The organism is Paraburkholderia sp. BR14374, from assembly GCF_040948685.1.
Classification (GTDB): Bacteria; Pseudomonadota; Gammaproteobacteria; order Burkholderiales; family Burkholderiaceae; genus Paraburkholderia; species Paraburkholderia youngii.
Map to the genome: position 1 here is coordinate 14,837 of NZ_JBFPKF010000005.1, position 24,707 is coordinate 39,543.

Annotated in this window: 22 protein-coding genes; 15 read left to right on the plus strand and 7 right to left on the minus strand. The window is 64.8% G+C overall.

Going from position 1 to position 24,707, the window contains the following annotated elements:
• The first annotated feature begins 1 nt into the window (after position 1).
• From mraY to lpxC, 11 genes are all read left to right on the plus strand, one after another.
• Positions 2-1,171: a phospho-N-acetylmuramoyl-pentapeptide-transferase gene (mraY, locus tag AB3X86_RS13170; protein ID WP_176104980.1), complete on the plus strand. Its 1,170-nt coding sequence runs from the start codon at positions 2-4 to the stop codon at positions 1,169-1,171.
• A 25-nt stretch (positions 1,172-1,196) separates the two neighbouring features.
• The gene (gene murD / locus AB3X86_RS13175) at positions 1,197-2,708 is read left to right on the plus strand and encodes a UDP-N-acetylmuramoyl-L-alanine--D-glutamate ligase (RefSeq protein WP_368596338.1); all 1,512 of its coding nucleotides are present in this window, start codon (positions 1,197-1,199) and stop codon (positions 2,706-2,708) included.
• Positions 2,705-3,982: a putative lipid II flippase FtsW gene (ftsW, locus tag AB3X86_RS13180; protein ID WP_176104982.1), complete on the plus strand. Its 1,278-nt coding sequence runs from the start codon at positions 2,705-2,707 to the stop codon at positions 3,980-3,982. Before murD ends, ftsW begins: the two co-directional genes overlap by 4 nt.
• Positions 3,979-5,103, plus strand: coding sequence for an undecaprenyldiphospho-muramoylpentapeptide beta-N-acetylglucosaminyltransferase (gene murG / locus AB3X86_RS13185; RefSeq protein WP_368596339.1), 1,125 nt, complete (start codon positions 3,979-3,981; stop codon positions 5,101-5,103). Before ftsW ends, murG begins: the two co-directional genes overlap by 4 nt.
• On the plus strand, positions 5,100-6,503 hold the full coding sequence (murC, locus tag AB3X86_RS13190) for a UDP-N-acetylmuramate--L-alanine ligase (protein ID WP_368596340.1): 1,404 nt from the start codon (positions 5,100-5,102) through the stop codon (positions 6,501-6,503). The genes murG and murC overlap by 4 nt, the downstream gene beginning before the upstream one ends.
• 1 nt (position 6,504) lies before the next feature.
• Positions 6,505-7,446 (plus strand): D-alanine--D-alanine ligase, encoded by a 942-nt coding sequence (locus tag AB3X86_RS13195; protein ID WP_368596341.1) that lies wholly within the window; start codon positions 6,505-6,507, stop codon positions 7,444-7,446.
• A 23-nt stretch (positions 7,447-7,469) separates the two neighbouring features.
• On the plus strand, positions 7,470-8,222 hold the full coding sequence (locus AB3X86_RS13200) for a cell division protein FtsQ/DivIB (protein ID WP_368596342.1): 753 nt from the start codon (positions 7,470-7,472) through the stop codon (positions 8,220-8,222).
• Positions 8,223-8,249: 27 nt separating this feature from the next.
• Positions 8,250-9,482, plus strand: a complete 1,233-nt coding sequence (gene ftsA / locus AB3X86_RS13205) for a cell division protein FtsA (protein WP_008921172.1) — start codon at positions 8,250-8,252, stop codon at positions 9,480-9,482.
• Positions 9,483-9,598: 116 nt separating this feature from the next.
• Positions 9,599-10,801, plus strand: a complete 1,203-nt coding sequence (gene ftsZ, locus AB3X86_RS13210; protein ID WP_013090606.1) for a cell division protein FtsZ — start codon at positions 9,599-9,601, stop codon at positions 10,799-10,801.
• A 264-nt stretch (positions 10,802-11,065) separates the two neighbouring features.
• A complete protein-coding gene (locus tag AB3X86_RS13215) occupies positions 11,066-11,569 on the plus strand; it encodes a peroxiredoxin (protein ID WP_368596343.1) in 504 nt (167 codons plus the stop codon).
• A gap of 287 nt (positions 11,570-11,856) precedes the next feature.
• The gene (gene lpxC, locus AB3X86_RS13220) at positions 11,857-12,774 is read left to right on the plus strand and encodes a UDP-3-O-acyl-N-acetylglucosamine deacetylase (RefSeq protein ID WP_368596344.1); all 918 of its coding nucleotides are present in this window, start codon (positions 11,857-11,859) and stop codon (positions 12,772-12,774) included.
• Between the two features lie 63 nt (positions 12,775-12,837).
• Here the strand turns inward: lpxC and AB3X86_RS13225 are convergent, their stop codons facing one another.
• Positions 12,838-13,320 (minus strand): DciA family protein, encoded by a 483-nt coding sequence (locus AB3X86_RS13225; RefSeq protein WP_368596668.1) that lies wholly within the window; start codon positions 13,318-13,320, stop codon positions 12,838-12,840.
• A 284-nt stretch (positions 13,321-13,604) separates the two neighbouring features.
• On the opposite strand from AB3X86_RS13225, the gene secA reads away from it, so the two are divergent.
• The 4 genes from secA to AB3X86_RS13245 all read left to right on the plus strand — a co-directional run bounded on the left by secA (position 13,605) and on the right by AB3X86_RS13245 (position 19,167).
• The gene (gene secA, locus AB3X86_RS13230) at positions 13,605-16,421 is read left to right on the plus strand and encodes a preprotein translocase subunit SecA (RefSeq protein ID WP_176121915.1); all 2,817 of its coding nucleotides are present in this window, start codon (positions 13,605-13,607) and stop codon (positions 16,419-16,421) included.
• Positions 16,422-16,575: 154 nt separating this feature from the next.
• Positions 16,576-17,817: a bifunctional glutamate N-acetyltransferase/amino-acid acetyltransferase ArgJ gene (gene argJ, locus AB3X86_RS13235; protein WP_368596345.1), complete on the plus strand. Its 1,242-nt coding sequence runs from the start codon at positions 16,576-16,578 to the stop codon at positions 17,815-17,817.
• 37 nt (positions 17,818-17,854) lie between these two features.
• The gene (locus AB3X86_RS13240; protein ID WP_368596346.1) at positions 17,855-18,724 is read left to right on the plus strand and encodes an ATP-binding protein; all 870 of its coding nucleotides are present in this window, start codon (positions 17,855-17,857) and stop codon (positions 18,722-18,724) included.
• Positions 18,721-19,167, plus strand: coding sequence for an NUDIX domain-containing protein (locus AB3X86_RS13245; RefSeq protein ID WP_368596347.1), 447 nt, complete (start codon positions 18,721-18,723; stop codon positions 19,165-19,167). The genes AB3X86_RS13240 and AB3X86_RS13245 overlap by 4 nt, the downstream gene beginning before the upstream one ends.
• Positions 19,168-19,257: 90 nt before the next feature.
• On the opposite strand, the gene yacG is transcribed toward AB3X86_RS13245, so the two are convergent.
• From yacG to AB3X86_RS13275, 6 genes are all read right to left on the minus strand, one after another.
• Positions 19,258-19,461 carry a DNA gyrase inhibitor YacG gene (gene yacG, locus AB3X86_RS13250; protein ID WP_013090597.1) on the minus strand — a complete coding sequence of 68 codons (204 nt, stop codon included), beginning with the start codon at positions 19,459-19,461 and terminating at the stop codon, positions 19,258-19,260.
• A gap of 122 nt (positions 19,462-19,583) precedes the next feature.
• Positions 19,584-20,339, minus strand: coding sequence for a cell division protein ZapD (zapD, locus tag AB3X86_RS13255; RefSeq protein ID WP_008921182.1), 756 nt, complete (start codon positions 20,337-20,339; stop codon positions 19,584-19,586).
• A 258-nt stretch (positions 20,340-20,597) separates the two neighbouring features.
• Positions 20,598-21,212 carry a dephospho-CoA kinase gene (gene coaE / locus AB3X86_RS13260; protein ID WP_368596348.1) on the minus strand — a complete coding sequence of 205 codons (615 nt, stop codon included), beginning with the start codon at positions 21,210-21,212 and terminating at the stop codon, positions 20,598-20,600.
• A gap of 3 nt (positions 21,213-21,215) precedes the next feature.
• Positions 21,216-22,157, minus strand: a complete 942-nt coding sequence (locus AB3X86_RS13265) for an A24 family peptidase (protein WP_368596669.1) — start codon at positions 22,155-22,157, stop codon at positions 21,216-21,218.
• A gap of 27 nt (positions 22,158-22,184) precedes the next feature.
• Positions 22,185-23,423 carry a type II secretion system F family protein gene (locus tag AB3X86_RS13270; RefSeq protein ID WP_368596349.1) on the minus strand — a complete coding sequence of 413 codons (1,239 nt, stop codon included), beginning with the start codon at positions 23,421-23,423 and terminating at the stop codon, positions 22,185-22,187.
• Positions 23,420-24,676: a GspE/PulE family protein gene (locus AB3X86_RS13275; RefSeq protein ID WP_368596350.1), complete on the minus strand. Its 1,257-nt coding sequence runs from the start codon at positions 24,674-24,676 to the stop codon at positions 23,420-23,422. The genes AB3X86_RS13270 and AB3X86_RS13275 overlap by 4 nt, the downstream gene beginning before the upstream one ends.
• Between the last annotated feature and the right edge of the window lie 31 nt (positions 24,677-24,707).

The window sequence follows — 24,707 nt, forward strand, 5'->3', positions numbered from 1 at the left end:
CATGCTACTGGCGCTGGCGCAATGGCTGCAGAATGACGCAAGCTTCTTGCGCGTGTTCAGTTATCTGACGTTTCGCGCGGTGATGGCGACCATCACCGCGTTGTTGATCGGGCTCGTCTGCGGCCCGGCGGTCATTCGCAAGCTGACCGCAATGAAGGTCGGCCAGGCCGTTCGCAAGGACGGCCCGCAAACTCATCTCGTCAAATCGGGCACGCCGACGATGGGCGGCGTGCTGATCCTGCTCGGCATCGGCGTGGCCACGCTGCTGTGGGCCGATCTGACCAACCGCTTCATCTGGATCGTGATGCTCGTCACGTTCGGCTTCGGCGTGATCGGCTGGGTCGACGATTACCGCAAGGTCGTCTACAAGGACCCGCGCGGCATGTCATCGCGCGAGAAGTATTTCTGGCAATCGGTGATCGGCCTGTTCGCGGCGGTGTATCTCGCATTCAGTGTGTCCGAGGCGAGCAACGTGCGCGTGTTCGACCTGTTCATGGCGTGGGTGCGCAGTGGCCTGTCGATGGGCCTGCCCGCGCGCGCCGACCTGTTGCTGCCGTTCTTCAAGTCGATCACGTATCCGCTCGGCGTGTGGGGCTTCATCGTGTTGACGTATCTGGTGATCGTCGGCGCGAGCAACGCGGTGAATCTGACCGACGGCCTCGACGGCCTCGTGATCATGCCGGTCGTGCTGGTCGGCGGGTCGCTCGGTGTGTTCGCGTACGTGATGGGCAGCTCGGTCTACTCGAAATACCTGCTGTTTCCGCACATTCCCGGCGCGGGCGAATTGCTGATCTTCTGTTCGGCGATGGGTGGCGCGGGGCTTGCGTTCCTGTGGTTCAACACGCACCCGGCGCAGATGTTCATGGGCGACGTCGGCGCGCTCGCACTCGGCGGTGCGCTCGGCACGGTCGCGGTGATCGTGCGTCAGGAAATCGTGCTGTTCATCATGGGCGGCATTTTCGTTGCGGAGACGCTGTCGGTGATGCTGCAGGTCACGTGGTTCAAATACACGAAGCGCCGTTACGGCGAAGGGCGGCGGTTCTTCAAGATGGCGCCGCTGCATCATCATTTCGAATTGTCGGGCTGGAAGGAAACACAGGTGGTCGTGCGGTTCTGGATCATCACGTTGATGTTGTGCCTATTCGGTTTGTCCACTCTCAAATTGCGTTAAGCAGCAGTATTTAAGGAAGCAGGCGATGTTCGGCGAGAAGTTTCGGGATCGGCAAAAGCCGATGGTGCTCGTGCTGGGACTGGGTGAATCCGGTCTCGCGATGGCGCGCTGGTGCGCCAGGCACGGCTGTCGGCTGCGCGTGGCAGATACGCGCGAAGTGCCGCCGAACCTGTCCGCGCTCGAAGCGCATGGTGTCGATGCCGATTTCGTCGGCGGTCCGTTTTCGCCGGTGCTGCTCGAAGGCGTCGAGCTGGTCGCGATCAGCCCGGGGCTGTCGCCGCTCGCCGCCGATCTGCTGCCGCTGATCACGGCGGCGCGCGAGCGGGGCATTCCGGTGTGGGGCGAACTCGAACTGTTTTCGCAGGCGCTGCGCACGCTCGGCGAGTCCGGCTACGCGCCGAAGGTGATCGCGATCACCGGAACGAACGGCAAGACCACGACGACGAGCCTGACCGGCCTGCTGTGCGAACGCGCGGGCAAGAAGGTCGCGGTGGCGGGCAACATCAGCCCGTCGCTGCTCGACAAGCTGTCCGAAGCAATCGATCAGACCGCGCTGCCCGACGTGTGGGTGCTCGAACTGTCGAGCTTCCAGCTTGAGACCTCACATACGTTTGCGCCGGACGCGGCGGTCGTGCTGAACATCACGCAGGATCATCTGGACTGGCACGGCGGACTCGATGCGTACGCGGCCGCGAAGGGCCGCATCTTCGGTACACGAACGGTGCGCGTGCTGAATCGCGACGACGCCCGTGTGATGTCGCTCGCGCCCACCAGCGGCGAGGCGGAGGTCATCACGTTCGGCGTGACCGAGCCGAAGAACGACGGTGACTACGGCCTGTTGCGCGAGAACGGCATGGTGTGGCTCGTCGAGGCGCAAGATCGCGACGCGACCGACGAACCTACCACGAAGCGCCGCCGCAAGAACGAAGCAGCCGCAACGCCCGACATCGCGCTGAAGCGTCTGATGCCCGCCGACGCGCTGCGCATCCGCGGCTTGCACAACGCCGCCAACGCATTAGCCGCGTACGCGCTCGCGCGTGCGATCGGTCTGCCCGGCGCGCCGCTGCTGCACGGCCTGCGCGAATACCGCGGCGAACCGCATCGCGTGGAACTGATCGCGTCGATCGACGGCATCGACTACGTGGACGACAGCAAGGGCACCAACGTCGGCGCGACGGTCGCCGCGCTCGATGGTCTCGCGCAACGCGTCGTGCTGATCGCGGGCGGCGACGGCAAGGGCCAGGAATTCGAGCCGCTCGCCGCGCCGGTGATGCGCTGGTGCCGCGCGGTGATGCTGATCGGCCGTGACGCGCCGCAGATTCGCGCGGCGCTCGAACATTGCGGCGTCGCGATGACCGATCACGCGACGCTCGAAGAAGCGACACGCGCAGCCGCCGCCATCGCGCAGCCCGGCGACGCGGTGCTGTTGTCGCCCGCGTGCGCGAGCTTTGACATGTTCAAGGGATACGCACATCGTGCGGCGGTATTCCGCAGCACGGTCGAAGATATCGCGGCCGAACGGGGGACGATGATATGAGCTGGTCGGAACGTTTCGGCTCGCGGGAAGCCACCGGGGGCAACGGCGCCGCCGCAGGTACGTCTACCCGCACGACCACCCGCACGGGCGGCAGCGGTCTCGCGAGCGCGGTCAACGGCGTGCGGCCGCTGCGCTCGCGCATGCTCGACTACGACCACTCGCTGCTGTGGGTCGTCGTCGCGCTGCTCGGACTCGGCATCGTGATGGTGTACTCGGCGTCGATCGCGATGCCCGATTCGCCGAAGTACGCGTCGTATCGCGACTGGGCGTTCCTCGTGCGCCAGATCGTCTTCGTGCTGATGGGCTCGGCGGTCGGCATCGTATCGTTCCGCATTCCGATTTCGACGTGGGACAAGTACGCGCCGAAGCTCTTCCTGATCTCGCTCGTCGCGCTCGTGATCGTGTTGATCCCGCACGTCGGCAAGGGCGTGAACGGTGCGCGCCGCTGGATTCCGCTCGGCATCACGAACATGCAGCCGTCGGAAATCATGAAGCTCGCGGTGACGATCTACGCGGCGAACTACACGGTACGCAAGCAGGAATACATGCACAGCTTCGCCAAGGGCTTTCTGCCGATGGCGGTCGCGGTCGGCCTGGTCGGCGCGCTGCTGCTGCTCGAGCCGGACATGGGCGCGTTCATGGTGATCGCGGCGATCGCGATGGGCGTGCTGTTCCTCGGCGGCGTGAACGGCAAGCTGTTCGGCGGTCTCGTCGCGACCGCGGTGGGCACGTTCACGTTGCTGGTGTGGGCGTCGCCTTGGCGTCGTGAGCGGATCTTCGCGTACCTCGATCCGTGGGACGATCGCTACGCGCAGGGCAAGGCGTATCAGCTGACGCACTCGCTGATCGCGTTCGGGCGTGGCGAGTGGTTTGGCGTCGGTCTCGGCGGCAGCGTCGAGAAGCTTAACTATCTGCCTGAAGCGCATACCGACTTCATTCTCGCGGTGATCGGCGAGGAACTGGGTTTCGTCGGCGTGCTCGTCGTGATTCTGATGTTCTACTGGATCGTGCGCCGCTCGTTCGAGATCGGCCGTCAGGCGCTAGCGCTCGATCGCACGTTCGCGGGTCTGGTCGCGAAGGGCGTCGGCATCTGGTTCGGCGCACAGACCTTCATCAACATGGGTGTGAACCTCGGTCTTTTACCGACCAAAGGCCTCACGTTGCCGCTCGTCAGCTACGGCGGGTCGGGCATCTTGCTGAACTGTGTCGCGATCGCCGTGCTGATGCGAGTGGATTACGAGAATCGTGTGTTGATGCGCGGGGGCAAGGTATGACGGCTCTGCCACAACGCACGCTGATGGTGATGGCCGGCGGCACCGGGGGACACGTGTTCCCGGGGCTCGCGGTCGCGCATCTGATGCAGGCGTGGGGCTGGAAAGTCGTGTGGCTCGGCAACCCCGCAGGCATGGAAGCGACGCTGGTGCCGAAGCACGGCATTCCGATGGAGTACGTGCGCTTCGGCGGCGTGCGCGGCAAGGGGCTGAAGACCAAGCTGATGCTGCCGGTCAACCTGCTGCGCGCGTGCACGCAGAGCCTGAGTGTGCTGCGTCGCGTGAAGCCCGACGTCGTGCTCGGCATGGGCGGCTACATCACGTTCCCGGCCGGGCTGATGACCGCGCTGAGCGGGTGCCCGCTCGTGCTGCACGAACAGAATTCGATCGCCGGTCTCGCGAACAAGGTGCTCGCGAAGCTCGCGAAACGCGTTCTGGTCGCGTTTCCGAATGCGCTGCCGCACGGCGAATGGACCGGCAATCCGATTCGTGAGGAACTTGCGCGCGCGAATGCACCCAAAGCACGCTACGCGCAGCGTAACGGTCCGCTGAACGTGCTCGTCGTGGGTGGCAGTCTCGGCGCCGCCGCGTTGAACGAAGTCGTGCCGCGTGCGCTCGCGCTGTTAGCGCCCAATGAAAGACCGCGCATCGTTCATCAGGCGGGCGCGAAGCATATCGACGCGCTGCGCGAGAACTATGCGGCCGCAGGCTTGCAGGCAGGCGCGGACGTGTCGCTCGTGCCGTTCATCGACGACATGACGAGCGCCTATGCGCAGGCCGATCTGGTGATCTGCCGCTCGGGCGCGATGACGGTGTCGGAGATATCGGCGGTCGGCGTCGCGGCGCTGTTCGTGCCGTTCCCGTACGCGGTCGACGATCACCAGACTACTAATGCAGCGTTCCTCGCCGACAACGGCGCGGCGCTGGCCGTGCAACAACGCGACCTGTCGGCGGAAAAGCTCGCCGACTGGTTGCGTAGCCAGACGCGGGAGAGTCTCGCGGAAATGGCGGAGCGTTCGCGCTCGCTCGCGAAACCGGATGCCACCGAACAGGTCGCGCAGATCTGCGCGACGGTGGCGGGTGCGGGTTCGATGGCGGGCGTGAGCCCAGAAGGAAAGCAATGAAACACATCGTCAAACATATTCATTTCGTCGGTATCGGCGGCGTCGGCATGAGCGGCATCGCCGAAGTGCTCGTCAATCTCGGCTATCAGGTGAGCGGCTCGGACCTGTCGGGCAACGCGGTCACCGAGCGCCTCGCCCGGCTCGGCGCGCGCATTTCGATCGGGCACGCGGCGGAGAACATCGATGGCGCGAACGCGGTGGTGGTGTCGACCGCGGTGCGCAGCGACAACCCGGAAGTGCTGGCCGCGCGTCATCGCCGCATTCCGATCGTGCCGCGCGCGGTGATGCTCGCGGAACTCATGCGACTGAAGCAGGGCATCGCGATCGCCGGCACGCACGGCAAGACCACGACCACCTCGCTGGTCGCGAGCGTGCTCGCCGCGGGCGGGCTCGATCCGACCTTCGTGATCGGCGGCCGGCTGATCAGTGCGGGCGCGAATGCGCGTCTGGGCACCGGCGACTTCATCGTCGCCGAGGCGGACGAATCGGACGCGTCGTTCCTGAACCTGTTCCCGGTGATCGAAGTCATCACGAACATCGACGCCGATCATATGGATACCTATGGTCACGACTTCGCGCGTCTGAAGCAGGCGTTCATCGAATTCACGCACCGTTTGCCGTTCTATGGCATCGCGGTGCTGTGCGTCGACGATCCGAACGTGAAGGAGATCCTGCCGTTCGTGTCGAAGCCGATCATCCGCTACGGTTTGGCGGCCGATGCGCAGGTGCGCGCGGTCAACGTCGAAGCGCGCGAAGGCCGCATGCATTTCACCGTGATGCGCGAAGACGCGGCGCCGCTCGACGTCACGTTGAACCTGCCGGGCGAGCACAACGTGCAGAACGCGTTGGCCGCAATTGCAATTGCGACTGAACTTGAAGTGAAAGATGCCGATATCCAGCGAGCGCTCGCGGATTTCAACGGCGTCGGTCGACGCTTCCAGCGTTACGGCGAAGTGCCGGTCGTCAGTGACGGTGAGGCCGCGGGCTCCTACACGCTGGTGGACGACTACGGTCACCACCCAGTCGAAATGGCCGCCACGGTGGCGGCGGCGCGCGGCGCATTTCCGGGCCGGCGCCTGGTGCTGGCGTTCCAGCCGCACCGCTTCACGCGCACGCGTGATTGCTTCGAGGATTTCGTGAAAGTGCTGTCGACCGTCGACGCGCTCGTGCTGACCGAAGTCTATGCGGCCGGCGAAGCGCCGATCGTCGCCGCGGACGGCCGCGCATTGGCGCGCGCGCTGCGTGTCGCGGGCAAGGTCGAGCCGGTGTTCGTCGATACGGTCGATGAAGTGCCGGACGCGCTCTCTGCGGTGGTGCGCGACGGTGATGTGGTGATTACGATGGGCGCGGGTTCGATCGGCGGTGTGCCGGGTCGCCTCGCTCAGGAACTGAAGGTGTGAGATGAGCGGTATCGATCCAAAAAAATTCGGCAAGGTGGCCGTGCTGCTCGGTGGTAATTCCGCCGAGCGCGAAGTGTCGCTCAATTCCGGACGCCTCGTGTTGCAAGGTCTGCGCGACGCGGGCGTCGACGCGCATCCGTTCGATCCGGCCGAGCGTCCGTTGTCGGCATTGAAGGAAGAGGGCTTCGTGCGCGCGTTCAACGCGCTGCATGGCGGCTACGGCGAAAACGGGCAGATCCAGGGCGCGCTCGATTTTTACGGCATCCGCTACACCGGTAGCGGTGTGCTCGGCTCGGCGCTCGGTCTCGACAAGTTCCGCACCAAGCTCGTGTGGCAGCAGCTCGGCATTCCGACGCCGCCGTTCGAAGCGGTGCTGCGCGGTGACGACTACGAGGCGCGTGCGCAAGAGATCGTCGCGAAGCTCGGTCTGCCGCTGTTCGTGAAGCCGGCGAGCGAAGGTTCGAGCGTCGCCGTGATCAAGGTGAAGAGCGCGGACGCGTTGCCGGCCGCGTTGATCGAAGCGGCGAAGCACGACCGCATCGTCGTGGTCGAGAAGAGCATCGAAGGCGGCGGCGAATACACCGCGTGCATCGCCGGTAATCTGGACCTGCCGGTGATCCGCATCGTGCCCGCCGGCGAGTTCTACGACTATCACGCGAAGTACATCGCGAACGACACGCAGTATCTGATTCCGTGCGGTCTGAGCGCCGCAGAGGAAGCGCGCCTGAAAGTGCTCGCACGCCGCGCGTTCGACGTGCTCGGCTGCACCGACTGGGGCCGCGCGGACTTCATGCTCGATGGCGAAGGCAAGCCGTACTTCCTCGAAGTGAACACGGCGCCTGGCATGACCGATCACTCGCTGCCGCCGAAAGCGGCGCGTGCGGTCGGCATCAGCTATCAGGAACTCGTGGTCGGCGTGTTGGCGCTGACGCTGCAGGATTAACCAGGGTAAGCGCAAGCAACACCATGTGGAACAACGTTCGCCAGCTCAATCTCGCCACCAACGCGCTGCACGCGTTGCTGGTGCTCGTGCTGCTGGCGGCGGGCGGTTACTGGCTGATCCAGCGCCCGAATTTCGCGCTGCGCGAGATCCAGATCGACGGCGACACTGAGCACATCAATTCGCCGACGGTGCGCGCCGGCGTGGTGGGGCGCCTGAAGGGCAACTACTTCACGGTCGATCTCGACGCCGCGCGGCAGGCGTTCGAGCAGATGCCGTGGGTGCGTCACGCGAGCGTGCGGCGCGTGTGGCCGAATGCACTGGCTGTCACGCTCGAGGAGTACAAGCCGCTAGGGACGTGGGGCAGCGATCAGCTGGTGAGCGTGGACGGCGAGCTGTTCACCGCGAACCAGGGCGAGCTCGACGGAGAACTGCCCGCGTTCGACGGCCCGGACGGTACGGCGAAGGAAGTCGTCGCGCGGTATCACGACTTCCAGAAGTGGTTCGCGGCGATCAACGCGACGCCCGAGGGAGTGACGCTGTCGCCGCGCTATGCGTGGACGGTGAAGCTGTCGAACGGCACGCAGGTGGAGCTGGGCCGCGAGCGCAATCAGGACACGCTGGCCGATCGCAGCAAACGCCTGACCGCGGCATGGGGCGCGGTGACGCAACGTTGGGGAAAGGATATCGAGAATGCGGACTTGCGCTATCCGAACGGTTTCGCGATTCGTGCCGCTGGCATGCGCTTCATCAGCGAACCCGACAAGGGCAAGAAGTAAACGGACATCACACGCACTGAGCACGCTATGAGTAAAGACTATAAGGATCTGCTGGTCGCCCTCGACATCGGGACGTCGAAGGTAGTGGCCATCGTCGCCGAGTTGAAGGGCGAGGGTCACTACGAGGTGATCGGTCTCGGCCAGAGCGAATCGAAGGGGCTCAAGAAGGGCGTGGTGGTGAATATCGAAGCCACCGTGCAGTCGATTCAGCGCGCGCTCGAGGAAGCCGAGCTGATGGCCGACTGCAAGATCACGAACGTGTTCACCGGGATCGCCGGCAGCCATATCCGCAGCTTCAATTCGAGCGGCATGGTCGCGATCAAGGAGAAGGAAGTCACGCAGGCCGACGTCGCGCGCGTGATCGAAACGGCCAAGGCAATCAACATCCCGACCGATCAGCAGGTGCTGCATATCCTCACGCAGGAATTCATCATCGACGGTCAGGAAGATGTGCGCGAGCCGATCGGCATGAGCGGCATCCGCCTCGAAGTGAAGGTGCATATCGTCACCGGCGCGGTCAGCGCGGCGCAGAACATCGTCAAGTGCGTGCGCCGCTGCGGCCTCGAAGTGAACGACCTGATCCTGCAGCCGCTCGCGTCGTCGCTCGCGGTGCTGACGGAAGACGAAAAGGAACTGGGCGTGGTGCTGGTCGACATCGGCGGCGGCACCACGGACATCGCGATCTTCAGCGAAGGCGCGATTCGCCACACCGCCGTGATTCCGATCGCCGGCGATCAGATCACCAGCGACATCGCGATGGCGCTGCGCACGCCGACGCCGGATGCCGAAGACATCAAGGTCGATTACGGCATCGCCAAGCAGGCGCTCGCCGATCCGGACGAGATGATCGAAGTGCCGGGTCTCGGCGAGCGCGGTCCGCGCACGCTGTCGCGCCAGGCGCTGGCGGCCGTGATCGAGCCGCGTGTCGAAGAACTGTTTTCGCTCGTGCAGCAGGTGGTGCGCGAGTCGGGTTACGAAGAACTGCTGAGCTCAGGCGTCGTATTGACGGGCGGCGCGTCGATGATGATCGGCATGGTCGAGCTCGGTGAGGACATTTTCCTGAAGCCGGTGCGCATTGGCGTGCCGGAGTACGCGGGCGGTCTCGCCGACGTCGTGCGCAATCCGCGCTATTCGACGGCGATGGGCCTGCTCGTCGAAGGGCGCTCGCAGCGTATGCGCGGGCGCAAGGTTGCGGTGCAGTCGGGGTCGATGGGACAGGTGTTCTCGCGCATGAAGGACTGGTTCCTCGGCAACTTCTGAGCAAGGGTTTCGAGAAATTCGCGCTGGTGCCGGCGGCCGGTGCGCGACAGGAGGTTGCCCGATCTCCTGCCGGATAACGCCGAGTGGCAGTAACTTTTTATCTTGACGGAGGCAACATGGAATTCCAGATGCTGGAAACCGAAACGAGCGGCACCATCATCAAGGTCGTCGGAGTCGGTGGCGCTGGCGGCAATGCCGTTCAGCACATGATCAACAAAGGCGTGCAAGGCGTCGACTTCATCGTGATGAACACGGACGCGCAGGCGCTGTCGCGCTCGCGCGCCACCGCGGTGATCCAGCTCGGCAACACGGGGCTGGGCGCAGGAGCCAAGCCGGAAATGGGCCGCGCCGCCGCTGAAGAAGCACGCGAGCGTATCGCCGACGCACTGCGCGGCGCGCACATGGTGTTCATCACCGCCGGCATGGGTGGCGGCACGGGCACGGGCGCGGCACCGGTCGTCGCGCAGATCGCGAAGGAAATGGGCATTCTGACCGTCGGCGTCGTCAGCAAGCCGTTCGAATTCGAAGGCGGCAAGCGCATGCGCGTGGCGGAAGCCGGTTCGCAGCAACTGGAGGATCACGTCGACTCGCTGATCGTCGTGCTGAACGACAAGCTGTTCGAGGTGATGGGCGACGACGCCGAGATGGACAAGTGCTTCCAGTGCGCTGACGACGTTCTGAACAACGCGGTTGCGGGCATTGCGGAAATCATCAACGTCGACGGTCTCGTGAACGTCGACTTCGAAGACGTGAAGACCGTGATGGGCGAGCAGGGCAAGGCGATGATGGGCACGGCGACGGTGGCCGGCGTCGATCGCGCGCGTCTCGCGGCAGAGCAGGCCGTCGCTAGCCCGCTGCTGGAAGGCGTCGATCTGTCGGGCGCGCGTGGCGTGCTGGTCAACATCACGTCGAGCCGTTCGCTGCGTCTGTCGGAAACGCGCGAAGTGATGAACACGATCAAGAGCTATGCCGCGGAAGATGCCACGGTGATCTTCGGCGCCGTGTACGACGATGCGATGGGCGACGCGCTGCGCGTGACGGTCGTGGCAACGGGTCTCGGCCGCGCGGCGAAGAAGCAGCAATCGGCACCGATGACGCTGCTGCGCACCGGCACCGACAACCAGCCGGTCGGCGCGATGGCGCACGCAGCGTATGCACCGGCGGCAGGCCATGCCAGCACGGCCGACTACGGCGCGCTCGACACGCCGGCGGTGTGGCGCACGTCGCGCGACACGGCGGCCTCGCACGTGCAGGCGCTGCAGGAAAAGGGCGTCGATACGTACGACATTCCGGCATTCCTGCGCAAGCAGGCGGACTGAGCGCACGGGCAGGCTTCGTTGCCGCGCTGCGAGTCGCATCGCAGGTGCAGCGCTGGCGGACGAATGCACGAGCGTGGCGGGTGAACGGCAAGCAGGTCGCGTATCGTCTGGTTCGCGGCGGGGGCAACTGCCCTCTGCGGATTCGCGAAGCGGACGGAGTGACCGTCGCCGCACGGTGTGGCTTATAGTTGCAAGGGCCGAACCGATATTCACTGCGACACGATGACGTGCGAGCGTGCTTCGCATCGATGCAAAGGACTGAGCATGATCAAGGAAGGTGAGAAGCTGCCCGACGCGACGCTCTTCGAGTATGTCGAAGACGACCGCGCGGGCTGCACGATCGGACCGAACAGTTTCGACGTGCGCGAGCAGACGGCGGGCAAACGCGTGGTGATCTTCGGATTGCCCGGCGCGTTCACGCCGACCTGTTCGGCCAAGCATGTACCGGGCTATGTCGAGCATGCCGAGCAGTTGCGCGCTGCCGGCATCGACGAAATCTGGTGCGTGTCCGTCAACGACGCGTTCGTGATGGGCGCGTGGGGACGCGATCAGCACACCTCGGGCAAGGTGCGCATGATGGCGGACGGTAGTGCGGCTTTTACACGGGCGCTTGGTCTGGAGCAGGATCTGTCGGCGCGCGGCATGGGGATTCGTGCCCTGCGCTACGCGATGGTGGTCGACGACGGCGTGGTCAAGACGCTGAACGTCGAGGCTGCCGGCAAATTCGAAGTCAGCGATGCAGCGAGTATCCTCGCCACGTTGAGCTAGTTGCTGACGTCGCAGCTTCGCCGCGGCCAGCGTGTTCATGTCGCGTGGCGCGACGGCAACGGTGACTACGACGCTTTTGTGACAGGCCGTTACGCGGGCCGATGACCGGAAACGCCTCCGTTCCGGGGCATCGGCCCGTCACGCTTTCCGTCGCTAAGCCCAATGGGTAATGCAGCGAAACAGATTGTCACGTTCCCCGCAAAGACGCTGGTCTGGGGATTGGAGTATAATTGCGCCTATGGAATAAAAAATCCTGATTAGGATTTTCAATCGAACAGAAGACCACCATGTTGAAGCAGCGCACAATCAAATCGATCGTCAAGACTGTCGGCATCGGGTTGCACTCCGGCCGTAAAGTCAATCTGACGCTCCGTCCGGCGGGGCCGGACACTGGCATCGTGTTTTCGCGCGTGGATTTGCCCACGCCCGTGGACATTCCTGCGTCGGCGATGGCGATTGGCGATACGCGTCTGGCTTCCGTGTTGCAGAAAGACGGCGCGCGCGTGTCGACCATCGAGCATCTGATGTCCGCCTGCGCCGGTCTTGGCATCGACAACCTTTACGTCGACGTCACCGCCGAAGAAATCCCGATCATGGACGGCAGCGCGGGTTCGTTCGTGTTCCTGATCCAGTCGGCGGGTATCGAAGAGCAGAACGCGCCGAAGAAATTCATCAAGGTCACGAAGCCGGTCGAAATCCGCGACGGCGACAAGTTCGCGCGCCTCGATCCGTATTTCGGCTTCAAGCTCAAGTTCACGATCGACTTCCGTCACCCCGCCGTCGACAAAACCGGTCAGGCGCTGGAAGTGGATTTCGCCAACACGTCGTACGTGCGCGAAATCGCGCGCGCCCGCACGTTCGGCTTCGCGCATGAAGTGGAAACGATGCGTGAGCTCGGCCTCGCGCGCGGCGGCAGCATGGACAACGCGATCGTGCTCGACGAGTACCGCATCCTGAACAACGACGGTCTGCGTTACGACGACGAGTTCGTCAAGCACAAGATGCTCGACGCGATCGGCGACCTGTATGTGGTCGGTCACCCGCTGCTCGCGTCGTACACCGCGTACAAGTCGGGCCACGGCCTGAACAACGCGCTGCTGCGTGAGCTGCTCGCGCACGAAGACTCGTACGAAATCGTCACCTTCGAAGACACGCAGAAAGCCCCGCGCGGCTTCGCGTACGAAACGCAGACGGCGTTCGCATAAAGCCAGCGTGACAGGCAGGCAAATGAAAAACGGCCCCTCGGGGCCGTTTTTTTCGTTCAGCGTTCAGCGATTGCGCCGATGCCGCGCGGCTATGCGCGCAAGCGCTTCCTGCAACGGCGACGGCTCGAGCGATTCGCTCAACGCCTGCAGCGCGGCGGCGCCGGCCGGCGTCATGCGCGCCTGCTTGACGGGCGGCGGTTCTTTCAGCGGCTGCGGCCGCACGCGAATTTTCAGCGACTGCACGGGCCAGCCGCGCTGCTGCAAATCCACCAGCAGCCGCGGCTCCAGATGCCGCAGACGCGCCGCAAGCGCGTTGTGCGCGGCGAATAGGGCCAGCACGCCCTCCTTGATGAAGCCGGGCTCGACGCTCGTCGCCAGATAATCGGGCAAAAGCTCGCGCAGGTCCTTCTCGAGAGCGGCGATCTGCTCGACGCCCGCGCGCAGCGCCGCGAACGCGTCCGTGCGGCCGAGAACCTCGGCGAGCGGTTGCGGGCGGCGCAGATCGAACTGCTTCGGCGGCCTTGAAAAGGACGAAAAACGGCTCATGTTTGGCATTGACATGTGAGCTCGCCCCATGCGCGCTCACGCCGCGATTGTACCGCGCGGGCAGCTTGCGATGCCGGTCAGCGCCGCGCCGAAGGTTGCCCGACAGGGCCGGCCAGAGCCGGTGCCGTCACGGCTCCGACACGAGCGCAGCCGGAGGCGCGTGCTAAAATGCCCGATTCGAATTCACTCTTGGACTAAGCCGCCGAGGACTTTCCGACCCAGGCGCGGTATGCATGTAGCGCACACCGCGAGCCAGCCGAAGCCGCGACGCAGACACCGATCCGATGACCACCGGTTTTCTACAGAAGATTTTTGGCAGCCGTAATCAGCGGCTTGTCAAGCAATATCAAAAGACCGTCGCGGCGATCAATGCGCTCGAGCCGCAGATCGAGCAATTGACGGATGACCAACTGCGCGCCAAAACGGGTGAATTCCGCCAGCGCGTCGCGAGCGGCGAATCGCTCGACAAGATCCTGCCGGAGGCGTTCGCGGTCTGCCGCGAGGCCAGCAAGCGGGTGCTGAAGATGCGCCACTTCGACGTGCAGCTGATCGGCGGTATGGCGCTGCACTACGGCAAGATCAGCGAAATGCGCACCGGCGAAGGCAAGACGCTCGTCGCGACGCTGCCGGTCTACCTGAACGCGCTGTCGGGCCGCGGCGTCCACGTGGTCACGGTCAACGACTACCTCGCGCAGCGCGACGCCGAATGGATGGCGCGTCTCTATAACTTCCTCGGTCTGTCGGTCGGTATCAACCTGTCGCAGATGGAGCACACGGCGAAGCAGCAAGCCTACGCCGCCGACATCACCTACGGCACCAACAACGAATTCGGCTTCGACTATCTGCGCGACAACATGGTCTACGAGACCGACGCGCGCGTGCAGCGTAGCCTGAACTTCGCGGTCGTCGACGAGGTGGACTCGATCCTGATCGACGAAGCGCGTACGCCGCTGATCATCTCCGGCCAGGCCGAAGATCACACCGAACTCTACGTGCGCATGAACGCGCTCCCGCCGCTGCTCGAGCGCCAGATCGGCGAAGAGAAGGCGGACGGCACCGGCGTCGAGAAGCCGGGCGACTACACGCTGGACGAAAAAGGCCGTCAGGTGTTCCTGACCGAGTCTGGCCACGAAAAGGCCGAGCGCCTGCTCTCCGAGTGGGGCCTGATCGGCGAGGGCGAAAGCCTGTACGCGCCGCAGAACATCACGCTGATGCACCACGTGTACGCGGCGCTGCGCGCGCACACGCTGTTCTTCAAGGATCAGCACTACGTCGTGCAGAACGGCGAAGTGATCATCGTCGACGAATTCACCGGCCGTCTGATGGCCGGCCGCCGCTGGTCGGACGGTCTGCACCAGGCGGTCGAGGCGAAGGAGCACGTGAAGATCCAGAGCGAGAACCAGACGCTCGCGTCGATCACGTTCCAGAACTACTTCCGCATGTACGCGAAGCTGGCCGGCATGACCGGCACGGCCGACACCGAAGCGTACGAATTCAACGAGATCTACGGTCTCGAAACGGTCGTGATCCCGACCAACCGTCCGCCCAAGCGGATCGACAAGCAGGATCAGATCTACAAGACCGCGAAGGAACGCTACGACGCGGTGATCCGCGACATCCGCGAGTGCTACGAACGCGGTCAGCCGGTGCTGGTCGGCACGACGTCGATCGAGAACTCGGAGCTGCTGTCGCATCTGCTGAAGCAGGCCGGCTTGCCGCACGAAGTGCTGAACGCGAAGCAGCATGCGCGCGAAGCGGCGATCGTCGCCGAAGCGGGCCGTCCGCAACGCATCACGATCGCAACCAACATGGCCGGCCGTGGCACGGACATCGTGCTCGGCGGCAACGCGGAGAAGCAGGCGTCGTTCATCGAGCAGGACGAAACGCTCTCCGACGACGAAAAGCAGCGCCGCATCCAGAAGCTGCACGACGAATGGCAGACGCTGCACGATCAGGTGAAGGCCGCGGGCGGTCTGCACATCATCGGCACCGAGCGTCACGAGTCGCGCCGGATCGACAACCAGCTGCGCGGCCGCGCGGGCCGTCAGGGTGACCCGGGTTCGTCGCGCTTCTATCTGTCGCTGGAAGATCCGCTTCTGCGCATTTTCGCGGGCGACCGCGTGCGCGCGATCATGGACCGCCTGAAGATGCCGGAAGGCGAGGCGATCGAAGCAGGCATCGTCTCGCGTTCGATCGAATCGGCGCAGCGCAAGGTCGAGGCACGCAACTTCGATATTCGTAAGCAATTGCTCGAATACGACGACGTGTCGAACGACCAGCGCAAGGTGATCTACCAGCAGCGCAACGAATTGCTCGAAGCGAACGACATCACCGAGACCATCACCGCGATGCGTCATGGCGTGATTTCCGACATCGTGCATCAGTTCGTGCCGGTGGGCAGCATCGAAGAACAGTGGGACGTGCCCGAGCTCGAAGAAGTGCTGCGCAACGAATGGCAGCTCGACCTCGCGATCCAGGAAATGATCAACGAGTCGAACTCGATCAGCCCCGACGAGATTCTCGAAGCGGTTGAAGCCGCCGCGGACGAGGGGTACGAGGCGAAGGTCCAGCTGGTCGGCCGTGAATCGTTCAGCGCGTTCGAGCGCTCGATCATGCTGCAGACGCTCGACCGCGCGTGGCGCGAGCATCTGGCCGCGCTCGACCATCTGCGTCAGGGCATCCATCTGCGCGGCTATGCGCAGAAGAACCCGAAGCAGGAATACAAGCGCGAGGCGTTCGAACTGTTCGCCGCGATGCTCGACGCGGTGAAGCTCGAAGTTACGCGCATCGTGATGAACGTGCAGATCCAGTCGCCGGAGCAGCTCGAAGCGGCCGCGGAACAGATGGAAGAGCAGGGCGGTCATCTGGAGAATGTCGAGTTCCGTCATGCGGAGTTCGCGGAAGCCGGCGCCGCCGCGCCGGTTGCAGCCGAAGCGGCCACCGCCGCGATGATCGGCGACGCGATGAGCCACGGCCACGGCGCAGCGCCGCAGGCGGCCGTGCATATGCATACCGATAACGTGCCGAAGGTCGGCCGCAACGACCCGTGCCCGTGCGGTAGCGGCAAGAAGTACAAGCAGTGCCACGGCAAGATCGCATAATTGGCGACGCGGCGCGCTTCAGGGCGCGCCGCGTCGTTTTTGAGTGCCGCTTGGCCGTTTTGATTTCGCGGGTGACCCGGCAACACGCCCGGGTCATCAGTTCCGTTTGCCCGATGCCGGCGTCCGCCGGCATTTTCTTCGACAGGTCGCGACCATGGCTGTCAACTTTCCCTCGATCGATCCCGCTCAACTCCACCCCGTCGCCGGCGTCACGCTAGGCTGGGCGGAAGCGCATATCCGCAAGCCGAACCGCAAGGACGTGCTCGTCATTTCCGTCGACGAAGGCGCGACGGTAGGCGGCGTGTTCACGCAGAACCGCTTCTGCGCGGCGCCCGTCACGGTCTGCCGGGAGAACCTGCAGCGCGTGCGCGCGGGCGGCAAGCCGATTCGCGCGCTGGTGATCAACACCGGCAACGCGAACGCGGGCACCGGTGAGCAGGGCCTCGCGGCGACGCGCGAAACGTGCGCGGAACTCGCGCGTCTCGCCGACATCGCGCCCGAGCAGGTGCTGCCGTTCTCGACGGGCGTGATTCTCGAACCGCTGCCGGTCGATCGTCTGAAGGCCGGTTTGCCGGCCGCGCTCGCGAACCGCAAGGAAGCGAACTGGTACGACGCGGCACAGTCGATCATGACGACCGACACGCTGCCGAAGGCGAGCTCGCGCCAAGTCACGATCGACGGCCACACGGTCACACTGACCGGCATCAGCAAGGGCGCCGGCATGATCAAGCCGAACATGGCGACCATGCTCGGCTTCCTCGCGTTCGACGCAGCCGTCGCGCAGCCCGTGCTCGACGAGCTCGTGAAGCACGTCGCGGACCGCTCGTTCAACTGCATTACGATCGATGGCGATACGTCGACCAACGATTCATTCATCCTGATCGCGTCGGGCAAATCGGGCCTGCCAGCGATCACGTCCACCGATTCGCCCGCTTATGCAGCGCTGCGCGACGCGGTGACCGAGGTCGCGCAGAGCCTCGCGCAACTGATCGTGCGTGATGGTGAAGGCGCGACCAAGTTCATGACCGTGCATGTCGAAGGCGGCTCGAGCGTCGGCGAATGCCGCCAGATCGCCTACGCGATCGGCCACTCGCCGCTCGTCAAGACGGCCTTCTATGCATCGGACCCGAACCTCGGCCGCATTCTTGCGGCCATCGGCTATGCCGGCGTGGACGATCTCGACGTCGGCAAGATCGATCTGTATCTAGACGACGTGCTGGTCGCGACTGCCGGCGGCCGCAACCCGGCCTACCGCGAAGAAGACGGCCAGCGCGTGATGAAAAAGAGCGAGATCGGCATTCGCGTCGTGCTCGGCCGCGGCAATGCGCAAGCCACGATCTGGACCTGCGATCTGTCGCACGACTACGTGAGCATCAACGCCGACTACCGCTCGTAATGAGGTTCAAAGCGCGGCCGCTGGCCGCCCACTTACCATGGACAAACTCGAACAGTTTCTGACCCGGGCCGAAGCCGTGCTCGGCCGCCTGGAAGCGATGCTTCCGCCCGCCGCGCCGGACATCGACTGGTCGGCCGCGGTCGCTTTTCGCTGGCGCAAGCGCCAGGGGCGCGGCTACCTGCAGCCGGTGCACGCCATTTCGTCGATCACGCTCGACGACCTGCAGAACATCGATCGCCAGAAAGGGCTGATCGAACAGAACACGCGCCAGTTCGTGCGCAGCCAGCCGGCCAACAACGTGCTGCTGACGGGCGCGCGGGGCACCGGCAAGTCGTCGCTGATCAAGGCGTGTCTGAACGCGTACGCAAAAGACGGCCTGCGTCTGATCGAAGTGGACAAGGACGATCTGCACGACCTCGGCGACATCGTCGATCTGATCGCGAAGCGCCCGGAGCGCTTCATCGTGTTCTGCGACGACCTGTCGTTCGAAGAAGGCGAGTCGGGCTACAAGGCGCTGAAGGTCGCGCTCGACGGCTCGGTCGCCGCCCAGTCGGACAACGTGCTGATCTACGCGACGTCGAACCGCCGCCATCTGCTGCCCGAGTACATGAGCGACAACGAGACGTACAAGCACATGCCGGACGGCGAGATTCATCCAGGCGAACTGGTCGAAGAGAAGATTTCGCTGTCGGAGCGTTTCGGGCTGTGGGTCAGCTTCTATCCGTTCAAGCAGGACGACTATCTGACGATCATCGCGCACTGGCTGCGTCATTTCGGTTGTGACGACGCCGAGATCGAATCGGCGCGCGGCGATGCGCTCGTGTGGGCGCTCGAACGCGGCTCGCGCTCGGGGCGGGTCGCGTGGCAGTTCGCGCGCGACTGGTCCGGCCGTAAGACGCCGGCATGAGCGACGTTAGCAAAAACGCGGGCAGTAGCGCCGGCACCAACGGCGCCGGCCGTCCGGTCACCGAAGTCGCGGTCGGCGTGCTGGTGCAGCCGGACGGGCGCTACCTGCTCGCGCAGCGTCCGGCGGGCAAGCCGTACGAGGGCTACTGGGAGTTTCCGGGGGGCAAGCTGGAAGCGGGAGAATCAGTTGAGGCCGCGCTTGCGCGCGAGCTGCACGAGGAGCTGGGAATCGAGGTCGAGGCGAGCCATTTGTGGCATACGCTCGAACACGACTATCCGCACGCCTATGTGCGCCTCTTCTTCTGCAAGGTGACGCAGTGGTCGGGCGAGCCGCACGGGCGTGAGGGCCAGGCCTTCGTGTGGCAGAGCTTGCCTGCGGATGTCTCGCCATTGCTGCCGGCCACGATCCCGGTGCTGGAGTGGCTCGCGGTCGAGAACAGGTGATTGGTTGAAACGGAGCGACTGAAAAAGCCACGCGAGAGCGGGCGCTGTCTCGGCAGCGTCGCGGTTCGCGTGGCTTTTTTACTGGCTCGCTCAGTGCGGGTTGTAGTCGCCGCGCGGCGTTTCCTCTTCGGACGAAGACCCTTCCTGTTCGTTGCCGCCAATCCGGTATTTTTCGGCGGCCCATGCGCCGAGATCGATCTGCTTGCAGCGCTCGGAGCAGAAAGGACGGAAGCGGCTCTCGGGGGTCCAGCGGACATCTTTACCGCAAGTAGGACATTTGACGACGGTAGGCATACGGTCGGACGGTCAATCGCAAACAGAACAAGTAACGAATATAGGGCTATTTCGCACCGCTTCAAAGGCGCGTTCGGTCAAATCCGGTGCGCGCTGCTCGGTGCGCGGCGATTGTCAGGCGGTTACAGGCTGCAGAGCGTGAGCTGGAACGGCACGTCGACGTCGACCGCGCGCGGCCGCAGATCGCCGTCCTGCACCGTGAAGCGCACCCACAGCATGTACTTGTTGGCGCTCGCTTCGGGAATCACGCGCAATTCGGGCGCGACACGAACCTGCATCAATTGATACGAGCGGCCCGACAGCATTTGCTGATAGCTGCCTTGCATCGCCATCACCTTCGACGCCTGGCCCGACTCGCGCGCGAGCCGCAGCACGATCGTGGCCGCGTCGCGCAGCGGCAAAAGCGGCGTGACCCACTTGGCGATGTCCTGGCGACGCTGATCGGGATGCAACTGTTGCCACGCGTAATACGAGGGCAGGTCGAATTTGCAGGTGCCACCGGGGATGATCGCGCGGCTGCGAATGCTTGCAAGCCATTCGTTGTCTGCAAGATGCTGGCCGGTTTTGCCTTGCATCTGCGTGAGCCCCGCAAGGGTCTGCTCGATTTCGCCGAGCACCGCTTCGAGCGCGTTCTGCTCGATGCCCGGATTGCCGCGAAACGGCGCGAGCGTTTGCCGCTGGCGTTCGAGCTCTTTCATCAGATCCGACTTCAGATCCGCGCGGCCAGCTACTTCGGAGATTTCGAACAGCGTTGTCAGTGCGACGTGATGTTCCCGCGCGTCTTCCTGAGTCAGAAAGAACGTGAAGCGCTCGAACAGATCTTCGAGCCGCAACAGCGTCCGGATTCGCTCATTGAAGGGGTACTCGTAAAGGATCAAGCGGGCTCGCCTCGGGCGTGGTCGGTGACAGGAATGCAAAACATTCTAATGCCGTGGGACTACCCAGGCAATCACGCACGCTTTCCGCGTGCTTTCGCAACTTTTTTGTCAGTTCCCGGTGCTATGAGCGCTTCGGCTCTCGCATGCGCGCAAAGTTCAATTGTGTCGGTGACGACGCGTGCCGAAAATGCGTATCTGCCTTCACAGGGCATCGTGCGCTTGATGCTTGCAGCGAGGCCGACCTGAGGCCTCCGCGCGCTACGACTCGGCCTCACCCTTCGCGAGCGACAGATACGCTTGATGGTGAGCGTCCACCTGCGCTTCGAGCTCCAGGGGCGGCGCGTTGTCATTGACGATCACGTCGTCGGCGGCGGCGAGGCGCGCTTCGCGCGTGGCCTGGCGCGCGATGATCGCGAGCACCTGCTCACGGCTGAAGCCGTTGCGGCTCATCACCCGCGCGACTTGCGTGTCGATGCTGCAATCGACGGTGAGCACGCGATTCACACGGTTCTTCCAGGTCCCGGACTCGACCAGCAACGGCACCACGACGATCACATACGGCCCTTTCGCTTCGCGCTCTTCGCGCTCGGTTTCCACCCGAATCAGCGGATGCGTGATGCTTTCGAGACGTTGGCGCGCGGTGTCGTCGCTGAACACGAGCGTGCGCATGCGCGCGCGATCGAGCGAGCCGTCGGCGGCAACGAACTCCGCGCCGAATTCGGCGGCGATGCGCGGCATCGCCAGGCCATGCGGCGCGGTGATGCGATGCGCGATCACGTCGGTATCGACGAGCGGCACGCCGCGCGCGGCGAACAGATTGGCAACCGTCGACTTGCCGCTACCGATGCCGCCGGTGAGTCCCACAACGAACATGCTTCAGCCTCCCAAAGCTAGGTAAAGCGGCGTGCCGGCAAACAGCGTGAGCGCACCGCCCGCCGCAAGAAATGGCCCAAACGGCAGCGGCTCCTCGAAGCGCATACGGCCGCGCCACGTCGCCGCGAGGCCGATCACGGCACCGGCCACCGCGGCGACGAGCACGATTTGCGGCAGCGCTGGCCAGCCGAGCCACGCGCCGAGCGCCGCGAGAAGTTTGAAGTCGCCATAGCCCATGCCTTCGATACCGCGCACGACCCTGAACGCCCAATGCACGGCCCATAACACCAGATATCCGAAGATAGCCCCGAGCACCGCATCATGCAGGTTCGTGAACATGCCATTGAAATTGACGATCAGGCCGGCCCACAACAGCGGCAGGGTCAAGGAATCGGGCAGCAGATGCGTGTCGATATCGATCGCGCTCATCGCAAGCAACGTCGCGCACAGGCCGAACGCGGCGAGTGCCATCAGCGTCGGGCCGAAGGCCATCAGTGCGCCCGCGGCGAAAGCTGCGCTCGCGATTTCGAGCAGCGGATAGCGTGCGCTGATGTGCGTGCCGCATGCGGAACAACGGCCGCGTAACAGCAGGTAGCTCAGCACCGGCAAGTTTTCCCACGCGCTCAGCACGTGGCCGCAATGCGGGCACGCGCTACGCGGCACCCACAGGTTGTAGCGCTCGGGCAGTCCGTCGCCGGGCTGCGGCGCGTCGGTGGCCTCGCTGATTTCGGCGCGCCACGCACGCTCGAGCATGATCGGCAGCCGATGCACGACCACGTTCAGGAAGCTGCCAATCACGAGGCCGAGCACGATCGCGAACGCGATCTGCACCCCGGCGGGCAGACTCGCGAGCGCGAGGCCGATATCGCCTGCAAAGCGGCCTGGCAGTAAGCCCGCGAGCAGGCTGGAGGAAGTTTGTGGCACGAGCGGTGGAGGAGCCTGTATGGTCATGAATTGGATTCGGCTGGGATGCTACACCACGTTGCCGAGTTGAATAATGGGAAGATACATCGCGATGACGAGGCCGCCGACAAGCGTGCCGAGCACGACGATCACGAGCGGTTCGCACAGGCTCGATAGCGTGCCGATCCTGTCGTCGACCTGGCGATCCGCAAGCGACGCGACATCGAGCAGCATGCTGTCGAGCGCGCCGGATTCCTCGGCGACCGCAACGGGCTGAACGACCTCGGCAGGAAAGCAGCGGGCCGCGCGCATCGCCGCGGCAAGCCTTTCGCCGCGCCGCAGTCTGGTGGCGATGCTCGCGGTCGCGCGATCGAAGAAGGCATTGCCGGTTGCCTGCGTGAGCGAATCGAACGCGTCGGCGAGCGGTGTGCCGGCGGACAGCAGGGTGCCGAGCGCGCGACTCCACCGCGCTGCGCACAGCGTGCGCAGCAGCGGGCCGGCCACTGGCAGGTTGAGCGACAGGCGAGCGAAGCGGATGCGCGCGCTTATCGATCGACGCAGCACGAATGTGATGGCCGAGCTCATTGCGAGCATCAGCACGAACAGCGGCACACTCCAGCGCGCGGCAGCCGCCGAGAGCGCCAGCACGAACTGCGTCGGCGCGGGCAGCCTGGCGCCGAAGCCATCGAAGATCTGCTTGAACGTCGGCACGACCCACACCAGCAACGCGGCGGTTATCGCGATCGCGAGCAGCAGGATCGCGACTGGATAGGTGAGAGCTGCGCGCACCTTTGCACGCTGCGCGGCGGCGCGTTCGCGGTCGTCGGCGAGGCGGGCGAGCACGTTGACGAGCGCGCCCGCGGCTTCGCCCACCTCGACGAGTTGGCAATACAGCGCATTGAACTGCGCCGGGTGCCGCTCCAAGGCCGCCGAAAACCGCAGGCCGGCGGTGATGTCGCGCGCGACCGTGCCGACGATGCGCGGCATGCCTTGCCGCTGCCCCGACGTCGGCGTCTGTGCGAGCAGTTCGAGCGCGGGCGCGAGCGGCAAGCCGGCACGCAGGAGACTGGAAAGTTGCCGCGTGAACAGCGTGACATCGGCCGCGCTGGTCTTCGGGCGTGGCGCCGGGCCTTGCGTTGCGAGTTCGACGATAAAGAGGCTGTCGCGTTTGAGCAGCGTGCGCGCGGCGCTCGCGTCGGGCGCGATCAGCGTGCCGCTATGGCGCTTGCCGTCCGCGTCGACGCCGCGCCATCTGAAGCGCAGGTCGGCTGAGACGGGCCGTGTCGGTGACTGCGCGGCGGTACTCATGCGACCTCCGTGGCGGCGAGCGCTTCGGCGAGACTGGTGGTGCCGTCGCGTACGCGCGCTAGCGCCGCGTCGCGTAATGTCGCGACCTGTTCGGTCTGCGCGAGGCGGGCCAGCTCGTGCGCACCCGCGCTTGCGACGATCAGCTCGCGCATCGCGTCGGAAACGGGCATCACCTGATGGATGCCGACGCGCCCCCGATAGCCGATGCCATGGCAAGCCGCACAGCCGGTCGCCGCATACGGTTGCCAGCCGTCGAGCTCTTGTTCGCCGAAGCCAGCGGCGTGGAGCGCCGTCGCCGAATGCGGCGCGGGTGCGCGGCACGCGACGCATAGTCGCCGCACCAGCCGCTGCGCGGTCACCATCCGCAGCGCGGCTGCAAGGTTGTACGGCTCGACACCGATATCGATGAGCCGCGTGATGGCCGCGGGCGCGTCGTTCGTATGCAGCGTGGACAGCACGAGGTGGCCGGTTTGCGCGGCCTTCACGGCGACGTCGGCGGTTTCGTTGTCGCGGATTTCGCCGACCATGATCACGTCCGGGTCCTGACGCAGGAACGCGCGCAGTGCGACCGCGAACGTTAGCCCGGCTTTTTCGCGCACGCTGACCTGGTTGATACCGGCCAGCTGGATCTCGGCCGGATCTTCCACTGAGCAGAGGTTGCGTGCCTCGCCGTTCAGCAGATTGAGGAAGCAGTACAGCGACAGCGTCTTGCCACTGCCCGTTGGTCCGGTGACGAGCATCAGACCGTGCGGCGCGCGGATCGCGGCGTCCACGGCTTCGCGCTGCCGCGGATCGAGGCCGAGCGAATCGAGCGAAAGATCAGCGGGCAGCGCGTCGAGCCGTCGTAGCACGAGCTTTTCGCCGAACAGCGTCGGCAGTGAATTGACGCGGTAATCCTCGAGTCGCCCGGGCGACGTCGCGAGGCGTAGCCGGCCGTCTTGCGGCACGCGTCGCTCGGCGATGTCCATGCGCGCGAGCACCTTAACCCGCGTGACGAAGGCATCGCGTAGATGCGCGGGCGGCCGCGGGATTTCATGCAGTACGCCGTCGATGCGCAGCCGCACACGCCAGCCGTGCTCGGCCGGCTCGATGTGGATATCGGACGCATTGCGCCGCGTCGCTTCGTGCAACGTGTCGGTCAACAGACGCACGGCCGGGGCGTTGTCCGGATCGTTTAGATTGGTTGCGCTGGATTCGCCGTCAGCAGCGAGTGGGCGCGGCAATGCCGCAGCGGTGGCAAAGGGGGTTTGCATGAGAGACCGGTGATGAGCCGCCTGTAGAACA